Origin of the sequence: Halobellus captivus, assembly GCF_003697845.1 — an archaeon.
In the GTDB taxonomy this organism is placed as follows: Archaea; Halobacteriota; Halobacteria; order Halobacteriales; family Haloferacaceae; genus Halorubrum; species Halorubrum glutamatedens.
The window spans coordinates 1-18,332 of sequence record NZ_RDQE01000011.1; the positions used below are offsets into that span (position 1 = coordinate 1).

The 18,332-nt window shown below is 68.9% G+C and carries 18 protein-coding genes and 1 pseudogene; 10 read left to right on the forward strand and 9 right to left on the reverse strand.

Annotated elements, in window-relative coordinates:
* Nucleotides 1-317 precede the first annotated feature (317 nt).
* On the forward strand, nucleotides 318-467 hold the full coding sequence (locus tag EAO78_RS18200) for a DUF7550 family protein (protein WP_203227883.1): 150 nt from the start codon (nucleotides 318-320) through the stop codon (nucleotides 465-467).
* Between the two features lie 254 nt (nucleotides 468-721).
* Nucleotides 722-958, forward strand: a pseudogene (locus EAO78_RS18475) (PIN domain-containing protein); the annotation flags it as partial.
* A 28-nt stretch (nucleotides 959-986) separates the two neighbouring features.
* On the opposite strand, the gene EAO78_RS12940 reads toward EAO78_RS18475, so the two are convergent.
* Both EAO78_RS12940 and EAO78_RS12945 read right to left on the reverse strand, forming a co-directional pair.
* Nucleotides 987-1,223 (reverse strand): DUF5615 family PIN-like protein, encoded by a 237-nt coding sequence (locus EAO78_RS12940; protein WP_238987703.1) that lies wholly within the window; start codon nucleotides 1,221-1,223, stop codon nucleotides 987-989.
* Between the two features lie 90 nt (nucleotides 1,224-1,313).
* Nucleotides 1,314-1,625 carry a DUF433 domain-containing protein gene (locus EAO78_RS12945; RefSeq protein WP_122106263.1) on the reverse strand — a complete coding sequence of 104 codons (312 nt, stop codon included), beginning with the start codon at nucleotides 1,623-1,625 and terminating at the stop codon, nucleotides 1,314-1,316.
* Nucleotides 1,626-1,748: 123 nt separating this feature from the next.
* On the opposite strand from EAO78_RS12945, the gene EAO78_RS18205 reads away from it, so the two are divergent.
* Nucleotides 1,749-1,895 (forward strand): DUF7550 family protein, encoded by a 147-nt coding sequence (locus tag EAO78_RS18205; protein WP_203227884.1) that lies wholly within the window; start codon nucleotides 1,749-1,751, stop codon nucleotides 1,893-1,895.
* Nucleotides 1,896-1,950: 55 nt separating this feature from the next.
* Here EAO78_RS18205 and EAO78_RS12950 read toward each other — a convergent pair whose 3' ends face one another.
* The 4 genes from EAO78_RS12950 to EAO78_RS12965 all read right to left on the reverse strand — a co-directional run bounded on the left by EAO78_RS12950 (nucleotide 1,951) and on the right by EAO78_RS12965 (nucleotide 7,023).
* Nucleotides 1,951-3,222 (reverse strand): ABC transporter ATP-binding protein, encoded by a 1,272-nt coding sequence (locus tag EAO78_RS12950; RefSeq protein ID WP_379748900.1) that lies wholly within the window; start codon nucleotides 3,220-3,222, stop codon nucleotides 1,951-1,953.
* Between the two features lie 87 nt (nucleotides 3,223-3,309).
* Complete coding sequence (gene purL, locus EAO78_RS12955) at nucleotides 3,310-5,538, reverse strand: phosphoribosylformylglycinamidine synthase subunit PurL (RefSeq protein ID WP_122106264.1); 2,229 nt, start codon at nucleotides 5,536-5,538, stop codon at nucleotides 3,310-3,312.
* A 409-nt stretch (nucleotides 5,539-5,947) separates the two neighbouring features.
* The gene (locus EAO78_RS12960; protein WP_122106265.1) at nucleotides 5,948-6,790 is read right to left on the reverse strand and encodes a beta-keto acid cleavage family enzyme; all 843 of its coding nucleotides are present in this window, start codon (nucleotides 6,788-6,790) and stop codon (nucleotides 5,948-5,950) included.
* Nucleotides 6,787-7,023, reverse strand: coding sequence for a hypothetical protein (locus EAO78_RS12965; RefSeq protein WP_122106266.1), 237 nt, complete (start codon nucleotides 7,021-7,023; stop codon nucleotides 6,787-6,789). The genes EAO78_RS12960 and EAO78_RS12965 overlap by 4 nt, the downstream gene beginning before the upstream one ends.
* 128 nt (nucleotides 7,024-7,151) lie before the next feature.
* Here EAO78_RS12965 and EAO78_RS12970 point away from each other — a divergent pair, with 128 nt between their 5' ends.
* The 3 genes from EAO78_RS12970 to EAO78_RS12980 all read left to right on the forward strand — a co-directional run bounded on the left by EAO78_RS12970 (nucleotide 7,152) and on the right by EAO78_RS12980 (nucleotide 8,743).
* The gene (locus tag EAO78_RS12970; protein ID WP_122106267.1) at nucleotides 7,152-7,499 is read left to right on the forward strand and encodes a hypothetical protein; all 348 of its coding nucleotides are present in this window, start codon (nucleotides 7,152-7,154) and stop codon (nucleotides 7,497-7,499) included.
* Nucleotides 7,500-7,638: 139 nt separating this feature from the next.
* A complete protein-coding gene (locus EAO78_RS12975) occupies nucleotides 7,639-8,121 on the forward strand; it encodes a TRAM domain-containing protein (RefSeq protein ID WP_122106268.1) in 483 nt (160 codons plus the stop codon).
* A 118-nt stretch (nucleotides 8,122-8,239) separates the two neighbouring features.
* The gene (locus EAO78_RS12980; protein WP_122106269.1) at nucleotides 8,240-8,743 is read left to right on the forward strand and encodes a Tfx family DNA-binding protein; all 504 of its coding nucleotides are present in this window, start codon (nucleotides 8,240-8,242) and stop codon (nucleotides 8,741-8,743) included.
* 30 nt (nucleotides 8,744-8,773) lie between these two features.
* Here the strand turns inward: EAO78_RS12980 and EAO78_RS12985 are convergent, their stop codons facing one another.
* The gene (locus EAO78_RS12985) at nucleotides 8,774-9,817 is read right to left on the reverse strand and encodes a succinylglutamate desuccinylase/aspartoacylase family protein (protein WP_122106270.1); all 1,044 of its coding nucleotides are present in this window, start codon (nucleotides 9,815-9,817) and stop codon (nucleotides 8,774-8,776) included.
* Nucleotides 9,818-9,925: 108 nt separating this feature from the next.
* Here EAO78_RS12985 and EAO78_RS12990 point away from each other — a divergent pair, with 108 nt between their 5' ends.
* The gene (locus EAO78_RS12990; RefSeq protein ID WP_122106271.1) at nucleotides 9,926-10,753 is read left to right on the forward strand and encodes an MBL fold metallo-hydrolase; all 828 of its coding nucleotides are present in this window, start codon (nucleotides 9,926-9,928) and stop codon (nucleotides 10,751-10,753) included.
* A gap of 25 nt (nucleotides 10,754-10,778) precedes the next feature.
* Here EAO78_RS12990 and EAO78_RS12995 read toward each other — a convergent pair whose 3' ends face one another.
* Nucleotides 10,779-13,334, reverse strand: a complete 2,556-nt coding sequence (locus EAO78_RS12995; RefSeq protein WP_122106272.1) for a DEAD/DEAH box helicase — start codon at nucleotides 13,332-13,334, stop codon at nucleotides 10,779-10,781.
* A gap of 369 nt (nucleotides 13,335-13,703) precedes the next feature.
* Between EAO78_RS12995 and EAO78_RS13000 the strand changes: the two genes are divergently transcribed.
* Nucleotides 13,704-14,183 (forward strand): DUF5807 family protein, encoded by a 480-nt coding sequence (locus EAO78_RS13000; RefSeq protein ID WP_122106273.1) that lies wholly within the window; start codon nucleotides 13,704-13,706, stop codon nucleotides 14,181-14,183.
* A gap of 49 nt (nucleotides 14,184-14,232) precedes the next feature.
* Nucleotides 14,233-14,718 (forward strand): DUF6653 family protein, encoded by a 486-nt coding sequence (locus tag EAO78_RS13005; protein ID WP_122106274.1) that lies wholly within the window; start codon nucleotides 14,233-14,235, stop codon nucleotides 14,716-14,718.
* A gap of 31 nt (nucleotides 14,719-14,749) precedes the next feature.
* Here EAO78_RS13005 and tatC (EAO78_RS13010) read toward each other — a convergent pair whose 3' ends face one another.
* On the reverse strand, nucleotides 14,750-15,919 hold the full coding sequence (tatC, locus tag EAO78_RS13010; protein ID WP_122106275.1) for a twin-arginine translocase subunit TatC: 1,170 nt from the start codon (nucleotides 15,917-15,919) through the stop codon (nucleotides 14,750-14,752).
* Between the two features lie 116 nt (nucleotides 15,920-16,035).
* On the opposite strand from tatC (EAO78_RS13010), the gene tatC (EAO78_RS13015) reads away from it, so the two are divergent.
* Entirely contained in the window at nucleotides 16,036-18,261 is a 2,226-nt protein-coding gene (tatC, locus tag EAO78_RS13015; RefSeq protein ID WP_122106276.1) for a twin-arginine translocase subunit TatC, read from the forward strand.
* The last annotated feature ends 71 nt before the right edge of the window (nucleotides 18,262-18,332 follow it).

Genomic DNA, 18,332 nt, shown 5'->3' on the forward strand with positions numbered 1-18,332 from the left:
GATCTCGTCTAAACAGCCGCCGAGGCGGGCGTTTTTGGGCATAAATCACTTTGAAAACGCACCGCCTCACCTTTCAATCCTTATCTGAACACCGCCTCTAAACAAGGCCTAATTAATTTATTCGCGTTACGTATTACATAAGCCATCAGACACTATTAGAGTAGTTCGAGCTCGCGTCCCACAGGCGGATGTTTGCTGGTTCGGAGACCTAGCTATCAATTGCATACGGACGTTGTTCACCCAGCACTATTCGTTTTCCGAACTTCTCCGCGACTCGTTCAGGTTCGCTTATATGTCCCCCACACTGATCAGTGGATATGGACGACCACTCTCACGAACCCGACCCGGACGAACGCGTGACCTCCCCGATGCAGGGGTTCGGCAGCCGCGAGGTCGGCATCGGCGCGGTCGTCACACTCGTCGGCCTGCTTATCGCGTACGCGGTTCCGTTTTTCGCTACCTTCTGAAACGGACGAACCTGTCGTCACTCGCGGATTTCGTGCCGAAAATCGGAACGACAGTCGATCGTCCCGATCAGTCCCCCGCGGCGTCGTCACTCTCTTCCGGTTCCGCGTTCGGATCCGGAGCGGTACCGCCACCCTGACCACAGCCGTTATTCGCGTTCCCACTCTACGTGGGAACACGTCCCGGCGGACTCGAAGGGCCGGATCGCGCCGCCCAAATCGGTCCGGGAACGGCTCGGAATCGATCCGAGAACGGAGTCGACGTCGCCGTGCTCGCGTGCGCCGAGGCGCGCGGCGCGACCGCCGTCATGGACGAGGCCGCCGGGCGCTCCGCAGCCGAGGTCGAGGGGATCGGGACGCGTGGAACCGCGTACGTCGTCCTCTCGGCCGTGAAGCGTGGCGATCTGTCGCCGGAGGACGGTCGCGAGACGATCGACGCGATGATCGATCGCGGGTGGTACGTCGCCCCGGACCTGTACACGAAGGTCGTTTGAAAACTGAAGTCGTTCGAGTGAACGGCGATCACAGCGCCGAGAGCCAGATGGGATCCGTCTCCGCCGGATCGAACGGCAGCGCCTCGACGCGTGCGACCGCTGCGCGGACGGCCCCGCCGGTCATGTCCTGCGGTGCGACGAAGACCGGGACGGTGGCATCTCGATCGGCGAAATCCTTCACGTCGGTCGTGATGACCGCCATCCCTTCGGATTCGGCGTACGCCACGATCGCGTCGTCGGTCGCCTCCGGACCGAGTTCGGATATCTCCCGGGAGAAGACGACGTCGTGCCCGTCGCCTCGGAGCGCGGAGACGTACTTCTGGCACGTTCGCGTCGGCGAGGATCCGAGACACGACTACGCTGCGTCCTCCGTCGATCCCGCGTTCTCACCGCGGAGTTCCTCGACGAGGGTTCGCGTCCCTCGCTCGCCGGCGCGACGCGTTCGTTCGGCCTCCCGCTCATCGCTCTCGAACGCGTCGCGGTGTTCGTAGTAGTGTGTGAGCGCGCCGAAGAGATCGGCCATCGAGATCTCGTACTCGCCGGCGACGACGTGTGGATCCTCCCCGGCGTCGATCACGCGCCGCTTGATGTCGCGCACGGTGATCCGCGTTCCCTCCACGCGCGGCTCGCCGGAGCGAATCGCCTCGTCCCGAACGATCGATGTCATACCACGGGATACGGCCGATATCCGTTTAGTCCTTCGGACGCTTACTGCCACGTCACCGCCCAGCGTAGGGATTGGCGCACTCGTTCAGGTGCGTTTTTGTATCCGGCGACCGCAGGCCTCGACATGGACGACCACTCCCACGAGCCCGACCCCGAGAAGCGCGTGACCTCGCCGATGCAGGACTTCGGCGGCCGCGAGGTCGGCATCGGTGCGGCCGTCACCCTCGTCGGCCTGCTGATCGCGTACGTAGTGCCGGCGCTTCTGATCTAGATACCGCAGAACGATCCGGTCGACGAACGTCTCGTTTCCCTTCGTTTCCTTCCCGCTACCGCGGGTACCACGCCAGCGGGTGATCGGCGATGAGGTCGATACTCACCGGCTGGTCGAGCTCGAACTCCTCGACGTGGTTGTGCAGGCAGTGGACCGCCTCGCCGGAGTCGAGCTCGACCCGATAGATGAACGAGGGCCCGACGTACTGTCTGGAGACGACGACGCCGTCGGCGACCTCCTCGTCCGCGGGCGTCGCGCGCAGGTCGTCCGGCCGGACGAGCACGTCGACGGGCGCGCCGTCGTAGGTGGTGTCGTACCCCTCCAGCGTGGCGGCGTTGAAGCGGCCGACGCCGGTCTCGACCTGCCCCTCACGGAGGCGGCCCTCGAGGAAGGACGCCCGCCCGAGGAAGGAGGCGACGAACTTCGATTCGGGTTGCTCGAAGACGCTCTCGGGGCGACCCACCTGCTCGATGGAGCCGTCGTTCATCACGGCGACGCGGTCGGAGATGGAGAGCGCCTCCTCCTGGTCGTGGGTGACCGAGATCGCGGTGACGCCCGCGGCCTTCAGGATGCGGCGCACCTCCTCGCGCATCTCGACGCGCAGGCGCACGTCGAGGTTCGAGAACGGCTCGTCTAAGAGGAGCACGTCCGGCTCGGGCGCAAGCGACCGCGCCAGCGCGATCCGCTGTTTCTGCCCGCCGGAGAGCTGGTCGGGCGTCTTGTCGCCGTGCTCGGTCATCTCGACGAGCTCGAGCAGCTCGTCGACCCGGGCGGCCGTCTCCGCGTCGTCGGCGTCCTCCAGCCCGAACGCGACGTTCTCGCGCACGGTGAGGTGCGGGAACAGCGCGAAGTTCTGAAAGACGATGCCCACGTCGCGGCGTTCGGGCGCGACGAACGCGCCACCGTCGTCGGCGTCGGCGACCGTCTCGTCAGCGAGCGTGATCGATCCCGCGGTGGGTTCCTCGAGCCCCGCGACCATCCGCAGCGTCGTGGTCTTCCCGCAGCCGGACGGGCCGAGGAAGGTGAGCAGTTCGCCGGAGCGAACCTCGAGGGAGACGCCGTCGACCGCGCGCTCGGGGCCGAACTCCTTGGTGACGTTCGAGAGAGTCAAGACGGGCTCCGCCGCGGACGAAGCGTCGTGTGTTTCGTCGATCGAGGCACCGTCGGCGAGCCGGTCCGTCCCCGTCCCCGTCGACGCCGACGAGACGGACGACGCCGACGAGGTTCCCTCCACGCGGTCCGCCGCCTGCCGTGAGTCGGTTGGTTCGGAGTGAGCCATGTGGGTTCGAGTGCCGAGCGGGACGGCACCCGTTCGTTGCGACCACATATTTTAGGAGAACCTAAAAGCGTGTCGCTCGCGGCGGTCCGAGGTGGAGCGGGAGGAAGGAGGAACGACCGCGACCGATCCGACGTCTCAGGCGAGTTCGCGCTCGATCACGCCGCGGAGATCGCGGATCGCGTCGGCGTCGACGGCGACCGACTCGTCGCCGACCGACAGCGACAGCGTCCCGTCGGTCGTCACGTCCCCGAGCCGGAAGACCGGGAAGTCACCCGCCAACTCGGCGACTGCGTCGGGATCGGTCGTCTGGACGACGACCCGTCCCGGCGTCTCCTCGAAGGCCGCCGCATGGTCGGGGAGCGAGACGTCCGCGCCCGCGTCGTCGTCGACGAATTCGGCGAGCGCGACCGCGAGCCCGCCGTCGCTCACGTCGTGGGCGGCGAGCGTGTCCTCGTGGCGCGCGATCGACGCGAGCGACGAGACGAGGTCGGCGGGCTCGTCGGGAAGCGTCGGGAACCGGTCCGTCCCGCCGGCCGCCGCGAGGTACGCCGAGCCGCCGAGCGCGTCGCCGGACGGGCCGACGACGAGGAGTTCGGAGTCGCCCGCCTCATCGGCGTCGAGCCGGGCGGGCGGGGCGTCGTAGCCCGCGCGCGTGCCGAGCAGGGCGAGCGTCGGCGTCGGCGGGATCGGCCCCTCGACGCTGTCGTTGTACAGCGAGACGTTGCCGCCGACGACCGGGGTATCCAGGGCGGCACACGCGTCCGCCAGCCCGTCGACGATCGCCTCGAAGCCGCCGTACACGTCCGGCTTCTCCGGGTTGCCGCCGTTGAGACAGTCGACCGCGGCCAGCGGGGTTGCCCCCTTGGCCGCGAGGTTCGTCGCGTTCTCCAGCGCGACCGCGCGCGCCCCGTCGTAGGGTGCGACGCTCGTCCAGCGCGGGTTCGCGCCCGAGGAGAGCGCGAGCCCGACGCCGGTCGACGCCGTAGTCCCGTCCGCGACGGGCTCCGAGTCGTCCGGGGTCGCGCCCGCGGCCGCCTCCCGCATCGCGACGATCGCGGCGTCGTCGCCGGGCTTCATCGCGGTCCGCGTCCCGACCTCGTGGTCGTACTGCCGGTACACCCAGCGCTTGCTGGCGGCGTTGGGATCGGAAACGACGGCCTGGAAGGTGCTCTCGAGTTCCGGGTCCGGCAGGTCGCGGTCGGGCTGGGTCGGTTTCGTGGAGTCGAGATCGTTCATCGGCGCGCCGTCCGCGAGGAACTCGGCGTCGACGTCCACGACCGTCTCGCCGTCGAACGTACAGACGTAGTTGTCCTCGGTCACCTCGCCGATGACCGAACAACCGAGATCGAACCGCTCGGCGAGCGCGCGCACGCGGTCGACGTCGGCGGGATCGACCTCGTAACACATCCGCTCCTGGCTCTCGGCGAGCAGGATCTCCAGGGCGTTCATGTTCGGCTCGCGCTGGTGGACCGCCCCGAGGTCGATCTCGGCCCCGAGCCCGCCCTTCGCGACGAGTTCGGAGGAGGCCCCGCCGAGCCCGGCGGCGCCGAGGTCGCGCGCGGCGACGACCAGGTCCTCGTCGACGAGCGCCTCGTTGCACTCGATCAGCCGCTTTTCCGCGTAGGGGTCGCCGACCTGGACCGCGGGCCGGTCCTCGGTCTCGGCGTCCTCCGCGAGGTCCTCGCTCGCGAAGGAGGCCCCGCCGAGCCCGTCGCGGCCGGTGGCGTTGCCGACGAGCACCAGGGCGTTCCCGGGCTCCTCGGCGGTTGCGGTGACGAGCCGGTCCTCGTTCGTGACGCCGACGCAGGCGACGTTGACGAGCGGGTTCCCCTCGTAGCCGCCGTGGAAGGCGACGCTGCCGCCGACCGTGGGGACGCCGATGCAGTTGCCGTAGTGGGAGATCCCCTCGACGACGCCCTCGAAGAGGTACCGCGACTCCTCGCTCTCGAAGCCGCCGAAGTACAGCGAGTCGAGGAGGGCGATCGGGTACGCGCCCATGCTCATCGTGTCGCGGACGATGCCGCCGACGCCGGTGGCCGCGCCGTCGAACGGGTCGACGTAGGAGGGGTGGTTGTGGCTCTCGACGCCGAAGGTGACGTAGGTGTCGCCGTAGTCGTCGGCGTCGCGCTCGGCCGCCGGCGTGTCGGCTGCCTCGGGAGTCGGCAGCGCGAGCACGGCCGCGTCGTCACCGGGGCCGACGACGACCTGGTCACCCTCGCTCTCGAACGCCGACAGCAGCGGCCGCGAGGAGCGGTACGCGCAGTGTTCACTCCAGAGGTTCTCGAACAGCGCGGCCTCGGCCGCCGTCGGCTCCCGGCCGAGCTCCGCGGCGACGAGCTCGTGGTCCGGCTCGGACAGACTCATTCACTTACGTGGTTATCGAGCCGGTTCTAATGCTTTTCTATGCGCACGTTCGTGGGTACTAATGGTCGATCCGTGTCGATCGACGGCGTCGTTATGATGTGAGAACGATCGTCGGTCGATCGGACGTCGTCGCCGACGTGACACCGGAGAACGTCTCCAAAGCCCCACGCGACCGCACAGCACCACCGGAAGTCGTAGCCCGCGCAGCGAACGAAGTGAGCGAGCAGGAACGTCTTCCGTACTCCCGCTCGCTTCGCTCGCGGGACCGCACCTCACACCTCCCCAGCCTCGCCACTCGCGCTTTTCAAGCGCTCGTGGCGGCCCTCGCGGTCGGGTTCGCGCCCGTCGGGCGCTCACCGGCACGCCACCGTCGCGCTACCGTCGAACCCGCAGGCGTCGCCGGGAGGCGTTACCGTCCCCGCAATCCCAACAGCTCCCGCGTCTCCGCGGGCGTCGCCACCGGCCGACCCAGTTCCTCCGCGATCCGGGCCGTCCGTGCGACCAGCCGCTCGTTGGTCGCCAGTTCGCCGCGCTCGTAGTACCGGTTGTCCTCCAGCCCGACCCGGACGTGTCCGCCGAGCAGCATCGACTGCGTCGTCATCGGCAGCTGGTGCGGGCCGAACCCGATCACGTTGAACTCGACGTTCTCGGGCAGCGCCTCCACTCGGTTCATCAGATTTCGGGGATGCGGCGGCGACGTGGTACCCCCGCCGAAGAGCAGGTTGAGGTACGGCGGCTCCTCGAACTCATCGAGGATCGCGAGCGACTCGTTGAGGTGGCCGTCGTTGAACACCTCCAACTCGGGTTTGATCCCGCGCTCTTGCATCTCCGCGTGGAGCGACGAGACGAGCTCTCGGGTGTTCTCCGAGGTGAGCCGGTCGTAGCGGTTGAGCGGTCCCATGTCGAGCGACGCCATCTCCGGCGCGGGGTCGGTTCGGATCGGCTCGTGCCGGAGGTCGTCCGGGGCGGCGGTGCCGCCCGTCGAGTGCTGGATAACGACGTCGTCGGTCGCCTCGCGGACCGCGTCGGTCACCTCCTGGAACCGCTCCGCCGAGAACGCCCGCTCGCCGTTTTCACGGCGCGCGTGGAGGTGGAGGACGCTCGCGCCCGCCTCCTCGCAGGCCGACGCGGCCGCGGCGATCTCCTCGGGCGTCTCCGGGAGGTCCGGATGCGCCTCCTTCCCGTGGACGCCCCCGGAGAGCGCCGCGGTGATCACCAACGGCTTCCCGTCGAGGTACTCGTCGTAGGTCATCGGTCGTCCCCCGACCCGTCGTCCCCGTCGACCCCCTCGCCGTCCCCCGTGGCGTCCGGTTCGACGTAGAACTCGCAGTCGGTCGCCGGGTCGAGCCCGTATCGGGCGTTACAGATGTCCGCACGCATCGGCTGGACGAAGGAATCGGTCACGGTACAGAAGGCGCGGGCGACCTCGAACGATCGCTCCTCGTCCTCCTCGCGGTACTCCAAGTGTGGACACGTCTCGGCCATACCCGGTCATCGTGAACGACCGGCTTGAAACTACGTGTCGGATCCGACCTCCGTCCGTCGACGATCGGACCGAACCTGCAACCCGCGTGACCGACGGGATTTAACCGGCCGCCCGAGAACGACGGGACATGGAGCCGGTCGACGACTGGCGGACGGCGATCCGGCGGGCCGGCGATCTCTCCGGGCCGATCGCCGCCGCGATCGTCGAGGAGCACGGCGATCGCGGCCAGCGCGCGATCGAGGCGGTCGCGGAGGGGCGGGTGAAGCGGTACCGAGATTTCACGGTCGTCGTCGGCCACGAGGACGAGTACGTCGTCGAGGACGGCGGCTGCGACTGCGCGGACGCGACCTACAACCTCGACCCCGAGGACCCGGGCGAGCGGTGCTGGCACGCCATCGCCGTCGACGTCGCGGACGCGGTCGGCGCGGTCGACCACCACGACATGTGGTACTCCGAGGTCCGCGAGTTCCTGTAAGCGAGGTTCCGGTCGCCGCTCGCCGGCCATACCGAGAACCCGGATCTCCCGATTTTCACCCGAACGAGCCGGGCGTTCTCGGCGTTTCACACCCGGGGAGTCGAAAACGTTTACAACCGCCGCCGGTCTGACCTACTGTATGGCGGACTGTCCACTCGCCGACGACTGCCCCAGCTTCGACGAACGGATCCAGGGCATGGGGTGTCAACACTACGGCAACAAGGGGGGTGCCGAGTGGTGTAACCACTACGACATGCCCATCTACGAGCTCAAACAGCAGCCGGTCCAGCCCGGCGAGGAGGTCGTCGTCGAGGTCGACGACATCCACGAGAGCGGGGCCGGCGTCGGCCGCACCGACGACGGGTTCATCGTGCTCGTCGACGGGTTGCTCCCGCCCGCCCGCGCCGTGGTCTCGATCCACCGGGTGAAATCCAGCCACGCGACCGCCCAGGAGATAGTCGAGCGGCTCCCCGACGACCCGGACGAGGAGGGCGACGAGGATGAGAAGGGGGACGACGCCGACCGCGACGAGGGATCCGGGGAGGACGACGACCGCGAGGGTCGTCCGAGCCGAACCGACCGCGAGCGTCTCGGCAGCCGCGAGAACTTCTGGGGCAAGTGAGACGGCTCGGGGTCGAATCACCCCACGGACAGTCCACACGCCGTCGATCCGGTTCCGTCGGCCGCCGTCCTGCCGCCGAAACCGCCGTTTTTTCACCGCCCGTCCCGTCGACCGAGTCATGGTCGCAGACGACGCCTCGCCCGCGAACGACGCGGACGATGTCGACGACGCGAACGACGTCGACGCCGCGGAACTGCTAGCGCGTGCCGGCTTCGACGCCGACGCGAGCGTGCTCACCGAGCGACAGGCCGAGGTGCTCGCGCTCCGCGAGCGGGGACTCCGACAGTCGGACATCGCGGACCGGCTCGGGACCTCGCGCGCGAACGTCTCCAGCGTCGAGGCGAGCGCGCGCGACAACGTCGATCGCGCGAAGGAGACGGTCGCGTTCGCCGAGGCGCTCTCCGCGCCCGTCCGCGTCGAGATCCCCGAGGGAACCGACCTCTACGACGCGCCCAAACGCGTGTACGACGCGTGCGACGAGGCGGGCGTGAAGGTGAGCCAGACCGCGCCGGACCTGATGAAGACGATCGGCGAGCGCGCCGGCGACGCGGTGTACGGCCGGGAGGTCCGCGAGCGACTCCTCGTCACGGTCGACGCCGACGGGCGGATCCGGGTGCGGTGACGTGGCCGCGGGCCGCCACGCCTCCCCTTCTCACTCCTCGATCCGCTCGGCGACGCCCACCAGCGTCGCGCCCGCGGTGACGGTCGACTCCCGGGCGACCGAGTAGACGATCCCGTCGCGGTCCGCCTCGGCGACCTGGAGCGTCTCGAAGGTCGCGGGGTCGTACACCTCGCCGAGCCGCTGTCCGTCCGTCACTTCGTCGCCGATCGCGAGGTCTGGCTCGGAGTGGAACAGCCCGGAGTCGACCGCGGTCACCCGCCCGAGGTGGTTGCGCGCGACGGTCCCGTTCCACGGGTCGGGATCGCCGGCGAGCACGCCCTCGCGCCGCAGGACGCCCATCATCCCGTCGACGCCCGTCTCGACCGCCTCCTCGACGATCTCGCGGCTGTGAGCGAGCTCCGGCGTGATCGTCGGGATCCCCTCGCGGGTGGCGGCCACGCGGAACTTCCCGCCGAAGTTCCGCTCGGCCCACTCCGTGTCGGCGTCGTCCCCCGCCGCCTCCGCCAGTAGGAGGTCGGTCCCGAACGCCTCCGCGAGCCCGCGGCACGCCTCGTCGCCGCGCATGTAGACGGTGTGCGTGAGCATGTTCGGCGACCCGGTGTGGAGGTCAACGATCGCGTCGGCCGCGCTCGCGAACGGCCAGAGCCGCGCGGCCATGCGCTCGTGGAGCGTTCCGTCGGGATCGCCCGGCCAACAGCGGTTCATGTTGGCGTTGATCGAGTCGAGCGACTCCGGCGTCGTGTACGAGACGTGATCGAACGTGAGCGGGTCCGCCACCGGGACGCTCACGAGCGTCCCGCGGAGCTTCGTTTCTCCCCTCTCGTCGACACCGTCACCGTCGACACCACCGTCCACCAATCGCCCGTGAAGCCGCCGGAGGACGGCCGCGCCGTTCACCTCCCTGCCGTGTTGGGCCGCCTGCGCGTAGACGACGGGGCCGCCGTCGTCTGGAACGTCGAGTTCGGGTCCTTCATCGCCGTCGACGAGGGTTCCCTCGCCGTAGACGTGGACGGTCGTGCGGATCGGGACGCCCGACGGGAGCCGTGCGAGGACGAGCTCGCGGCTGTCGTGCATACCCGAACCTCGCCCGGCGGCCGTTTATATATCAGGGTCGGGACGGTGCGTGACCGCGGTTCCCCGACCACGGACGCTAAGGCCGTGCGGCGAGGAGCGGTTCACGAGATGCGGGTCACCCTCCTCGGAACCGGCGACACCACGGGGACGCCCACCGTCGGCTGCGACTGTGACACCTGCCGCGAGGCGCGCGAGCGCGGCGTGTCGCGGTCGCGGTTCTCGGTCCACGTCGAGAACGAGCGGACCGGCGAGTCGCTGCTGGTGGATTTCAGCCCCGACTTCCGGAGCCAGTTCCTGGACAACGACGTGCCGCTCCCCGACGCCGGGATCGTGACGCACATCCACTTCGACCACCTCGACGGGCTCGGCAACGTCTACCGGCTCGTCGACGGGCTGCCCGTCCACGCGCCGAGCGGGACCGACCCGGCGACCGACGAGAGCGTCGCCGAGACGGTCCGTCGGAAGTACGACTACCTCGAGGACCGGATCGGCGTCCACTCGCGCGAGCCCTTCGAACCCTTCGAGACCTGCGGGCTCGAGGTCCGGTTCGTCCCCGTCGACCATCCCCCGCTTCTGTGTTTCGGCGTCGTCATCGAGGACCCCGAGACGGGCGGGAAGCTCTCGCTCACGGGCGACACGAGCTACGACGTCCCCGAGCGCTCCCGCGAGGCGCTCGCCGGCGCGGATCTGCTTCTCGCTGACGCCATCGTCCCAGCCTCGCTGTGTGAGCACCACCCGATCGGCGGCCGCCACGAGGGGCCCGACGGGGTCCCGCGCACGTTCGGCACGAAACACATGACCCGGGAGGGCGCGCTCGCGCTCGCCGAGGATCTGAACGCCGACCGGACGCGGCTCGTCCACGTCGCGCACTTCTACCCGCCGGAGGAGGCGTTCGCGGAGCCGCTCGCGGTCGACGGCGAGGTCTACCGGCTGTAGCGGCCAGTGACGGCCCGGTGACCGCCTACTCGTACTCGCTCCCGACGACCTCGCGGATCCGTTCGGCGGTCACCGGGCCGACGCCCTCCACGTCCAGGAGGTCTTCCTCCCGCGCGGTCATCACCGCCTCGACGCTGCCGAAGTGTTCGAGCAGTCCGCGGGCCGTGACCGGGCCGATGTCGGCGATGGAGGAGACGACGTACTCCTGTTGTTCCGCGCGGGTCTTCGTCGTCTTCTCGCCGTGGACGCTCACCTCCCGGTCGCGCGTCTCCTGCTCACGGCGGGCGATCGTCGCGAGCAGCTCCGTCGTGTCCGTCTCGCCCTCGGTCCGGAGGACGCTGACCCCGAAGTCGACCGCGAGCGACGCGAGCGCGCCGCGGATCGCGTTGGGTTCGATGTCGCGCTGGCCGTAGAGGTTCGTCCCCTCGACGACCAACACCGGTCGAGCGTACGCCCGCGAGAGCTCACCGACCTGCTCGAACATCGAGCGGTCGGCATCGAGCATGGAGTCGACGAAGTCCGCCGCCGACTTCCGCTCGACGGCGACCCGGTCCGAGAGCACGTAGTCGCCCACGGCGAGCGTCTCCAGCCGGGTGACGAGCCCGTCCCGGGTCGAGAGGTCCTTCGCGATGGAGGAGTCGAGCTCGCGCTGGTCGATCACGACCTCGACGCCGTCCTCGACGCCGGCGGTCGCGACGACGGGGTCGTCAGCGGCGTCCACGTCGTCCGCGTCGCCGGCGGCGTCCCCGTCGTTCGCGGCGTCCTCGTCGTCCGCGGTCCTCTCATCGTCCGCGGCGTTCCCGTCGTTCGTCTCGTTGCCGTCGCGCGTCTCGTCGCCGTCGTTCTCGCGTGCCTCGGCGGCGAAGTCGGTGAGTCCGGCGTCCGCCGTGGCGGTCTCGTCGTCGGACGGGTCATCGTCCTCAGGAGAGGGGTCGGCGGAGACGTCGGCGGATTCGTCGATCTCCGACCCCTCGTCGGCGGCCGTGCCGTTCCCGGCGAACGCGTCGAGCCCCGCCTGTCCGTCGTCGCCGACCGACTCCTGGATGTCGTCGGTGGCGGCCTTCAGGTCGGCGAGCTGGCTGGCCATCTCCTTCTCGCGCCGCCTGGAGATCCAGAAGAACGCCTCGTCGCGGGTGTCCTCGGCCATCAGGACGACGACCTTCCCCTCCGCCTGCCGTCCGGTCCGACCCTTACGCTGGATCGAGCGGATCGCGGTGGGGACCGGCTCGTAGAAGCAGACGAGGTCGACCTCGGGCACGTCGAGACCCTCCTCGGCGACGCTCGTGGAGACGAGCACCTCGAAATCGCCCGCCTTGAACGCCTCGAGCGTCTCCTGCTGTTGTTTCTGGCTCATCCCGTCCGAGCCCTCCTTGTCGCCCTGGCCGACGAACTTCCGGACGTCGAAGCTCGTCTCCAGGAACTCCACGAGCGCCTCCGCGGTGTCGCGGGACTCGGTGAAGAGGATCGCACGCTCGCCCTCGTCGATCCCGAGCGTCTCCGCGAGCAGGATCCGCGCCTGCGAGAACTTGGGGTGGAGCCCGTCGAAGGACTCGACCTTCCGCATCGCCTCGCGAACCTTGGGGTCCGCGACCATTCGCTGGCTCGCCTTCGACGCGCCCGACGAGCGGGCGGCCTCGCGCTGGCGCTCGAAGTAGCGCCGGACCGACTCCACCGACTGCGTCTCGACCAGCTCGACCGCCCGGCGGAGCTTCATCACCTCGGCGTGGGTGCTCATCCCCTTGTAGCCGTCCGACTGGTCGTTGTCCATCATCCGCTTCAGCTTCCCGCGCATCTCGTTGAGGTCGCGCTGGGAGAGGTCCGGGCTCGTCTTGTTCGTCACGCCGAGTTGCTTCAGCTTCTCCAGCCGTTCCCTGATCACCTCGTTCAACGCGTCGCGGATCGCGAGCACCTCCTCGGGGAGCGTGACCCGCTCCCAGCGCACGTCGGTGTCGTGGGTGTACTCGTCGACGTCGGCGTCCTCCTCCGTCATCACCTCCACGTTCGTCAGCCCGAGGTTCTCACAGACGGTCTCGATCTCCTCGACGTCGCCGCCGGGGGAGGCGGACATCCCCGTCACGAGCGGGTCGGCGGCGTCGGCGTAGTAGCGCTCGGCGATGTACACGTAGGCGTAGTCGCCGGTCGCGCGGTGGCACTCGTCGAAGGTGAGGTGGGTCACCCCGCGGACGGAGATCCGGTTGCCGACGAGGTCGTTCTCGATCACCTGCGGCGTCGCGATCACGACGCGGGCGTCCTCGAACAGCGCCGCGCGGTCGTCGGGTTTCACGTCGCCGGTGAACACGACGATCTCGTCGTCCGGGATCGTCATTGCCTCGCGGTAGAACTCCGCGTGCTGCTGGACGAGCGGCTTGGTGGGGGCCAGAAACAGCGCCGTTCCGCCCGCCTCGTGGAGCCGTCTCGCGGTGACGAGCAGGCTCACCGTCGTCTTGCCGAGGCCGGTCGGGAGACACACCAGCGTGTGGTCGTGGATCGCGGCGTCCGCCAGTCGGAGCTGGTAGCGGCGTCGCTGGAGGAAGTCGTCGACGAGCAACGGGTGGTCGATCCCTGCGGCCTCGGTCGCCATCGGCGACGCTTCGCCGCGGTCGGCCTAAAGGCTTCGCGAAGCGGGGTGAAAGTTAACGGTCGCCGGTGTAGTCCTCCCGGACCTCCTCCGGGACGTCCTCGTCGACCAGCTTCGCCCACTCGACGAGCCGATCTCCGGATGGTGTCTGCGTGCTCATCGGGCGACGGATCTCCGTGGTTCGTATTAACACTTACCCCGATTCCAGTCGAGTCGGGATCGGTTTCGACGAGTATCGGGTCCGAAGGCGGGGTTCGAGCTCGACGACGGGGACCGGATCCGACGACGAGTATCGATCCCGACCGCACGATCGACGTCGGCGTCACGGGCCCGACTCGCACGCCTTTTAGGGTTCACGCGCCTCCGGCCGGCATGAGCAAGCTCGAGGAGTTCCTCGCCGGCGATCGACTCGACGACGTCGTGTTCTACGTGAGCGACGCGTACCTCGAGGACGACTCGCGACTCCGGGAGGTCGGCACCGAGACCGACGACGGGGTCCGACTCGTCCTCGACGGCGAGACCGGGCGGTCGGCGTTCCAGGCCGGGACGGGGATGGGCGCGATGGAGTTCGCGAAGGAGGCGATGGCCGCAGAGGGGGAGATCGCTCGGTCGCTCGACGGCGGCGAGTGTCCGTTCGCCGGCGGCGACGCGACCGACGGCGGCGACGCGGCCGACGGCGACGACGCGCCCGCCGGCGACGACCACGAGGTCCGGTTCGTGTTCGCGTTCGCCGAGGGGGAGAACCCCGAGGTGGGTGGTCTCTACGCCGAGGGCGACGTGATCCACGCGTACGCACACTGTACCTGCGGGGAGAGCTACTCGAAGAAGTGGATCGTCGGCGACCGGGAGTGAAACGAGGATCCGGAGAAACCGCTATGCTCCCGGCGGACCGAGACGGAGCATGGACGCCCTCGAGTCGGCCCGCGACGCAGCCTGGCGACGACACGCGAACCCGAAGAGCGGCTGGAGTCGGCTCCTCGTCACGCCGGTTCTGTTGTACGCGGCGTACCGACGCGACGGGAAAATCGCGGCGCTCGCGCTCGCGTTCACGGTCGTGAACCCCGTCCTGTTCTCGCCGCCCGCGGACGACGACGCGTGGATGACGCGCGTCGTCCTCGCCGAGCGGTGGTGGATCGAGGAACGCGAGGAGGACGTCCTCGCGGCGTCGTATCCCGCCGTCCTCAATCTGATCAACCTTCCCGTCTTCGCGTACGCGTTCCTAGCAGCGTACCGGAAGCGTCCCGTCCGGGCCGCGGTCGCGGGACTGGCGTCGATCCTCCTCAAACTCCGATTCGTCGACGAACTCGTCCGGCGGTACGACGCGGAGACGGCGGGCAGCGAGTCCGTGGGCAGCGAGTCGACGGGCGAGCGAAGCGACGCGAAGTGAGCCGACGGGGGAGGTCACAGCGCGGATCCGGTCAGTTCCCGGTCCAGCGCAGGATCGCCAGCGTCCCCTCGAAGAGGACGATCATGGTGAGCGTGACGATGATCGGGGCCATCCCGGTCGGGTCGGGGCTGAACAGGAACGCGATCCCGAGGAACGAGCCCCAGAAGATGAGGCGTTTGTCCTCCAGCCACTGTCGCGTGACGAGGTTCATCATGATCGCGAGCATGATGAAAAGCGGGATCTGGAAGACGATCGCCATGAACGCCAGCATGATCACGATCAGGTTGAACGTCTCCGCGAGCCCGAAGGCGATCGTCGCGGCGTCGGAGGTGTACGTGGTGAAATACGAGAAGATCGCGGGCAACACGAGGAAGTGCGCGAACGCGATCCCGATTCCGCCGAGCACCAGGCTCGTCGGAACCGCCGCGAGGTAGTACCGGCGCTCGTTCTCGTAGAGGCCGGGCTTCATGAACCGGTACGTCTGGTAGACGAACGCCGGGAGGCCGACCACGACGCCCGCGAGCCCGGCGACCTTCAGCCGCGTCAGGGGGAGTTCCAGCGGCCCGTACAGTCGGGGACGGTTCTCGAGCGGCGCGGGGATGTGGTACCCCCAGAAGTAGTTGATGAGGTCCGTCGACTCCGTCACCGCGACGAGCGTCGCGAGGCCGCCGAAGAGGAAGACGACCGCGAGCCGCCGCATCATCTCCTCGATGTGTTGGGCGAGCGGCATCTCCTCATCGGTGTCGGGTCCCTGGATCCCACCTAGGTCCTCGGCGTCTCCGGCGGTCGCCGGCGTGCCGCCGTCACCGAGGCTCTCGCCGTCGTCGTCGGTGTCGGCGGTGTCGCCGTCGTCGTCGGTGTCGGCGGCGTCGTCGTCAGTGTCGCCGTCGTCGTCGGTGTCGGCGGCGTCGTCGTCAGTGTCGCCGTCTTCGGTATCGCCGTTTTCAGAGTCGTCAGTGTCACCGTCTTCGGTATCGCTGTCTTCGAGGCCGTCTTCAGAATCGTCAGTATCGTCGGCGTCGAGGTCGTCGACGTCACCGGTCTCGTCGGTATCGACGACCTCCCCGGCGTCTTTCCTTTCCGATTCGACGTTCCCGCCGCCGACCCCTCCGTCGAGCGTCGTCGACTTCCTCGATTCGACCGACGGCGACGGGTCTTCGGGGTCCGACGGCTCGTCGCTCGGCCGGTCGTCGTCCTCCATTCACCTTAGGTACGCAACCGGGTGATTATAGGCCTTTTCGGATGGCGTCGCCGGGACGGGGCGTTCCCCGGGCGCGGTCGAAAAGGTTGATAACGACGACGGTCCTCTCCCGCCGTATGGCGAGTGCCCTCGACGAGGACACCCAACAGTCGCTCGCGGCCGGCCGCGAGTCGGCCCGGGCGTTCCTTCGATCCATCCAGAAGGACCTCCAGAAGGTGTTCGTCGTCTTCCTGATCGGCTTCGTCGGCACGTTCTGGGCGCTCCGCGTACACGTGTGGGACTACCTCTTCTCGATGACGCTGGCGAACATGTCCCCCGACGTCGCCGCCGAGGCCGACGTCATCGCGACCACGCCCTTCGAGGTCATCCTCCTCCAGGCGAAGATCGGCCTCGTCGTCGGCGCGATCGTCTGTCTGCCCGCGTTGATCTACTTCGCCCGCGACGAACTGCGGGCACGCGGGATGTGGCCGCAGTCGCCCGTTCCCCGCTGGAAGCTCGCGGCGATCGGCCTGCTCGGGTTCGTCCTCTTCGCCGTCGGCGTCGCCTACGGCGTCTACGCCTTCTTCCCGATCATGTTCTCCTTCCTGGCCGGGTTCGGGCTCGAGGCCGGCATCCAGCCGACCTACGGCATCGTGATGTGGACCGAGTTCATCGTCTTCCTCTCGCTGTCCTTCGGGCTCGCCGGCCAGATGCCGCTTCTCATCACCGGGCTCTCGTACGCCGAGATCGTCCAGTACGAGACGTTCCGCGACAAGTGGCGCTACGCCGTCGTCGCCATCTTCGTCTTCGGCGCGGTGTTCTCGCCGCCGGACCCGTTCACCCAGCTGATGTGGGCGTTCCCGCTCGTCGCGCTGTACGGCTTCAGCCTCTATCTCGCGAAGCTGGTCGTCACCGCGAAGCGGAGCTCCGACCGGATCCGCGTGCTCGGGGCGATCCGGAACCACTGGAACGTCGTCGGCGGCGCGGCCGTCCTCGGCGGCGGCCTCGTGTACGCCTTCTACGAGTACGGCGGCCGGACGGCGATCAACGGTCTCCTCCGCGCGCTCGACAGCGACTGGCGCTTCCTCACACCCGGGGAGGGGCTCGGGCTCGACCCGGCGACGGCCGCCGCGCTGTACGGCACGGCGTGGGCGCTCGCGTTCGCGGCCGTCGCGACGCTGTGGGCGGTGTACACCGACCTCGACACCACGAGTGCGGGGTATCGATACGGCGACCCGGCCGCCATCGACCTCGACGACCTCGACGCCGCCGGGGTCCGCGCCGCCCCCGAGGAGCCGTTCCTGGAGATGTCCGAGGAGGAGTCGCTCGCGCGGGCGCAGGCGGCGATCGACGACGACGACCCCGAGAAGGCACAGGCGATCCTCGACCGCTTCGACGAGGTGACGGCGGACGCCGACGACGGCGGCGAGGGCGGCGACGCCGCAGGGACGGGAGACGACGGGTCGGCCGGCGCGGGAGGCGGCGCCGCGGCCGGCGGGCTCGCCGGGTCGGTCGGCGACCGCACCTCGCGTGCCTCCTCGACGTTCCTCTCCGAGCTCACCGGCGACGACGAGGCCGAGGAGGACATCGGCGGCTACTACACCGACCTCAAGTTCATCTTCGACTCGGTCCGCTCGAAGTCCTTCATCCTCCTCGTGGTGTTCGGCGGCGTGATGGGCGGGGCGTTCACCTGGCTGTACCTCGGCGGGCTGGCGGCGGTGAGAGCGGACCTCCAACGGCGGGTTCCGGCGGAGGTCGGCGGCGGGATCAACATCATCACGCTCCACCCCGTCGAGGCGCTGATCTTCATGGTGAAGTTCTCGCTCCTGCTCGGCGGAATTGCGGTGTTCCCCGTCCTCCTGTACTCGGCGTGGCCGGCGCTTCGCGACCGCGGGTTCGTCGCCGGACGACTCCGGCAGGTGTACCTCTGGACGGGGGCGCTCTTCGGCGGGCTGATCGGCGGCTTCGCGCTCGGGTACGCGTACATCGCTCCCCGGATCATCGGCTGGCTCGTCACCGACGCCGCGAACGCGAACATGATCATCACCTACCAGGTGAGCGACTTCATGTGGCTCGTGATCTTCACCACCATCGGGATCGGCTTCCTCGCGGACATCCCGGTCGCGATGGTGCTTCTGAACAACGCCGGCGTCCCTTACGACGGCTTCCGCGGGCGCTGGCGGGAGGTCACCGTCGGGATCATGCTGTTCGCGGCGGTGTTCACCCCCGCGGACGTGATCACGATGTTCCTCGTGACGATCCCGCTCATGCTCGCGTACGGGGTCGGACTCGGCGTCCTGTTCCTCGTCACGCTCGGCGGCCGACGGAACCTCTCGCCGCCCGCCGAGATCGTCGGGCGGTAGCGGGTCGTCGAGAGACCGCCCGATCACCGAAACCGACGGGTATTCCCGCGCGCGGGCGTTACGCGTCAAGC

What these genes read in the sequence shown, in the direction of transcription:
- EAO78_RS18200 (WP_203227883.1), top strand. Translation starts at nt 318, where the DNA reads ATGGACGACCACTCTCACGAACCCGACCCGGACGAACGCGTGACCTCC.
- EAO78_RS12945 (WP_122106263.1), bottom strand. Translation starts at nt 1,625, where the DNA reads ATGACATCGATCGTTCGGGACGAGGCGATTCGCTCCGGCGAGCCGCGC.
- EAO78_RS18205 (WP_203227884.1), top strand. Translation starts at nt 1,749, where the DNA reads ATGGACGACCACTCCCACGAGCCCGACCCCGAGAAGCGCGTGACCTCG.
- EAO78_RS12950 (WP_379748900.1), bottom strand. Translation starts at nt 3,222, where the DNA reads ATGTGGTCGCAACGAACGGGTGCCGTCCCGCTCGGCACTCGAACCCAC.
- purL (WP_122106264.1), bottom strand. Translation starts at nt 5,538, where the DNA reads ATGAGTCTGTCCGAGCCGGACCACGAGCTCGTCGCCGCGGAGCTCGGC.
- EAO78_RS12960 (WP_122106265.1), bottom strand. Translation starts at nt 6,790, where the DNA reads ATGACCTACGACGAGTACCTCGACGGGAAGCCGTTGGTGATCACCGCG.
- EAO78_RS12965 (WP_122106266.1), bottom strand. Translation starts at nt 7,023, where the DNA reads ATGGCCGAGACGTGTCCACACTTGGAGTACCGCGAGGAGGACGAGGAG.
- EAO78_RS12970 (WP_122106267.1), top strand. Translation starts at nt 7,152, where the DNA reads ATGGAGCCGGTCGACGACTGGCGGACGGCGATCCGGCGGGCCGGCGAT.
- EAO78_RS12975 (WP_122106268.1), top strand. Translation starts at nt 7,639, where the DNA reads ATGGCGGACTGTCCACTCGCCGACGACTGCCCCAGCTTCGACGAACGG.
- EAO78_RS12980 (WP_122106269.1), top strand. Translation starts at nt 8,240, where the DNA reads ATGGTCGCAGACGACGCCTCGCCCGCGAACGACGCGGACGATGTCGAC.
- EAO78_RS12985 (WP_122106270.1), bottom strand. Translation starts at nt 9,817, where the DNA reads ATGCACGACAGCCGCGAGCTCGTCCTCGCACGGCTCCCGTCGGGCGTC.
- EAO78_RS12990 (WP_122106271.1), top strand. Translation starts at nt 9,926, where the DNA reads ATGCGGGTCACCCTCCTCGGAACCGGCGACACCACGGGGACGCCCACC.
- EAO78_RS12995 (WP_122106272.1), bottom strand. Translation starts at nt 13,334, where the DNA reads ATGGCGACCGAGGCCGCAGGGATCGACCACCCGTTGCTCGTCGACGAC.
- EAO78_RS13000 (WP_122106273.1), top strand. Translation starts at nt 13,704, where the DNA reads ATGAGCAAGCTCGAGGAGTTCCTCGCCGGCGATCGACTCGACGACGTC.
- EAO78_RS13005 (WP_122106274.1), top strand. Translation starts at nt 14,233, where the DNA reads ATGGACGCCCTCGAGTCGGCCCGCGACGCAGCCTGGCGACGACACGCG.
- tatC (WP_122106275.1), bottom strand. Translation starts at nt 15,919, where the DNA reads ATGGAGGACGACGACCGGCCGAGCGACGAGCCGTCGGACCCCGAAGAC.
- tatC (WP_122106276.1), top strand. Translation starts at nt 16,036, where the DNA reads ATGGCGAGTGCCCTCGACGAGGACACCCAACAGTCGCTCGCGGCCGGC.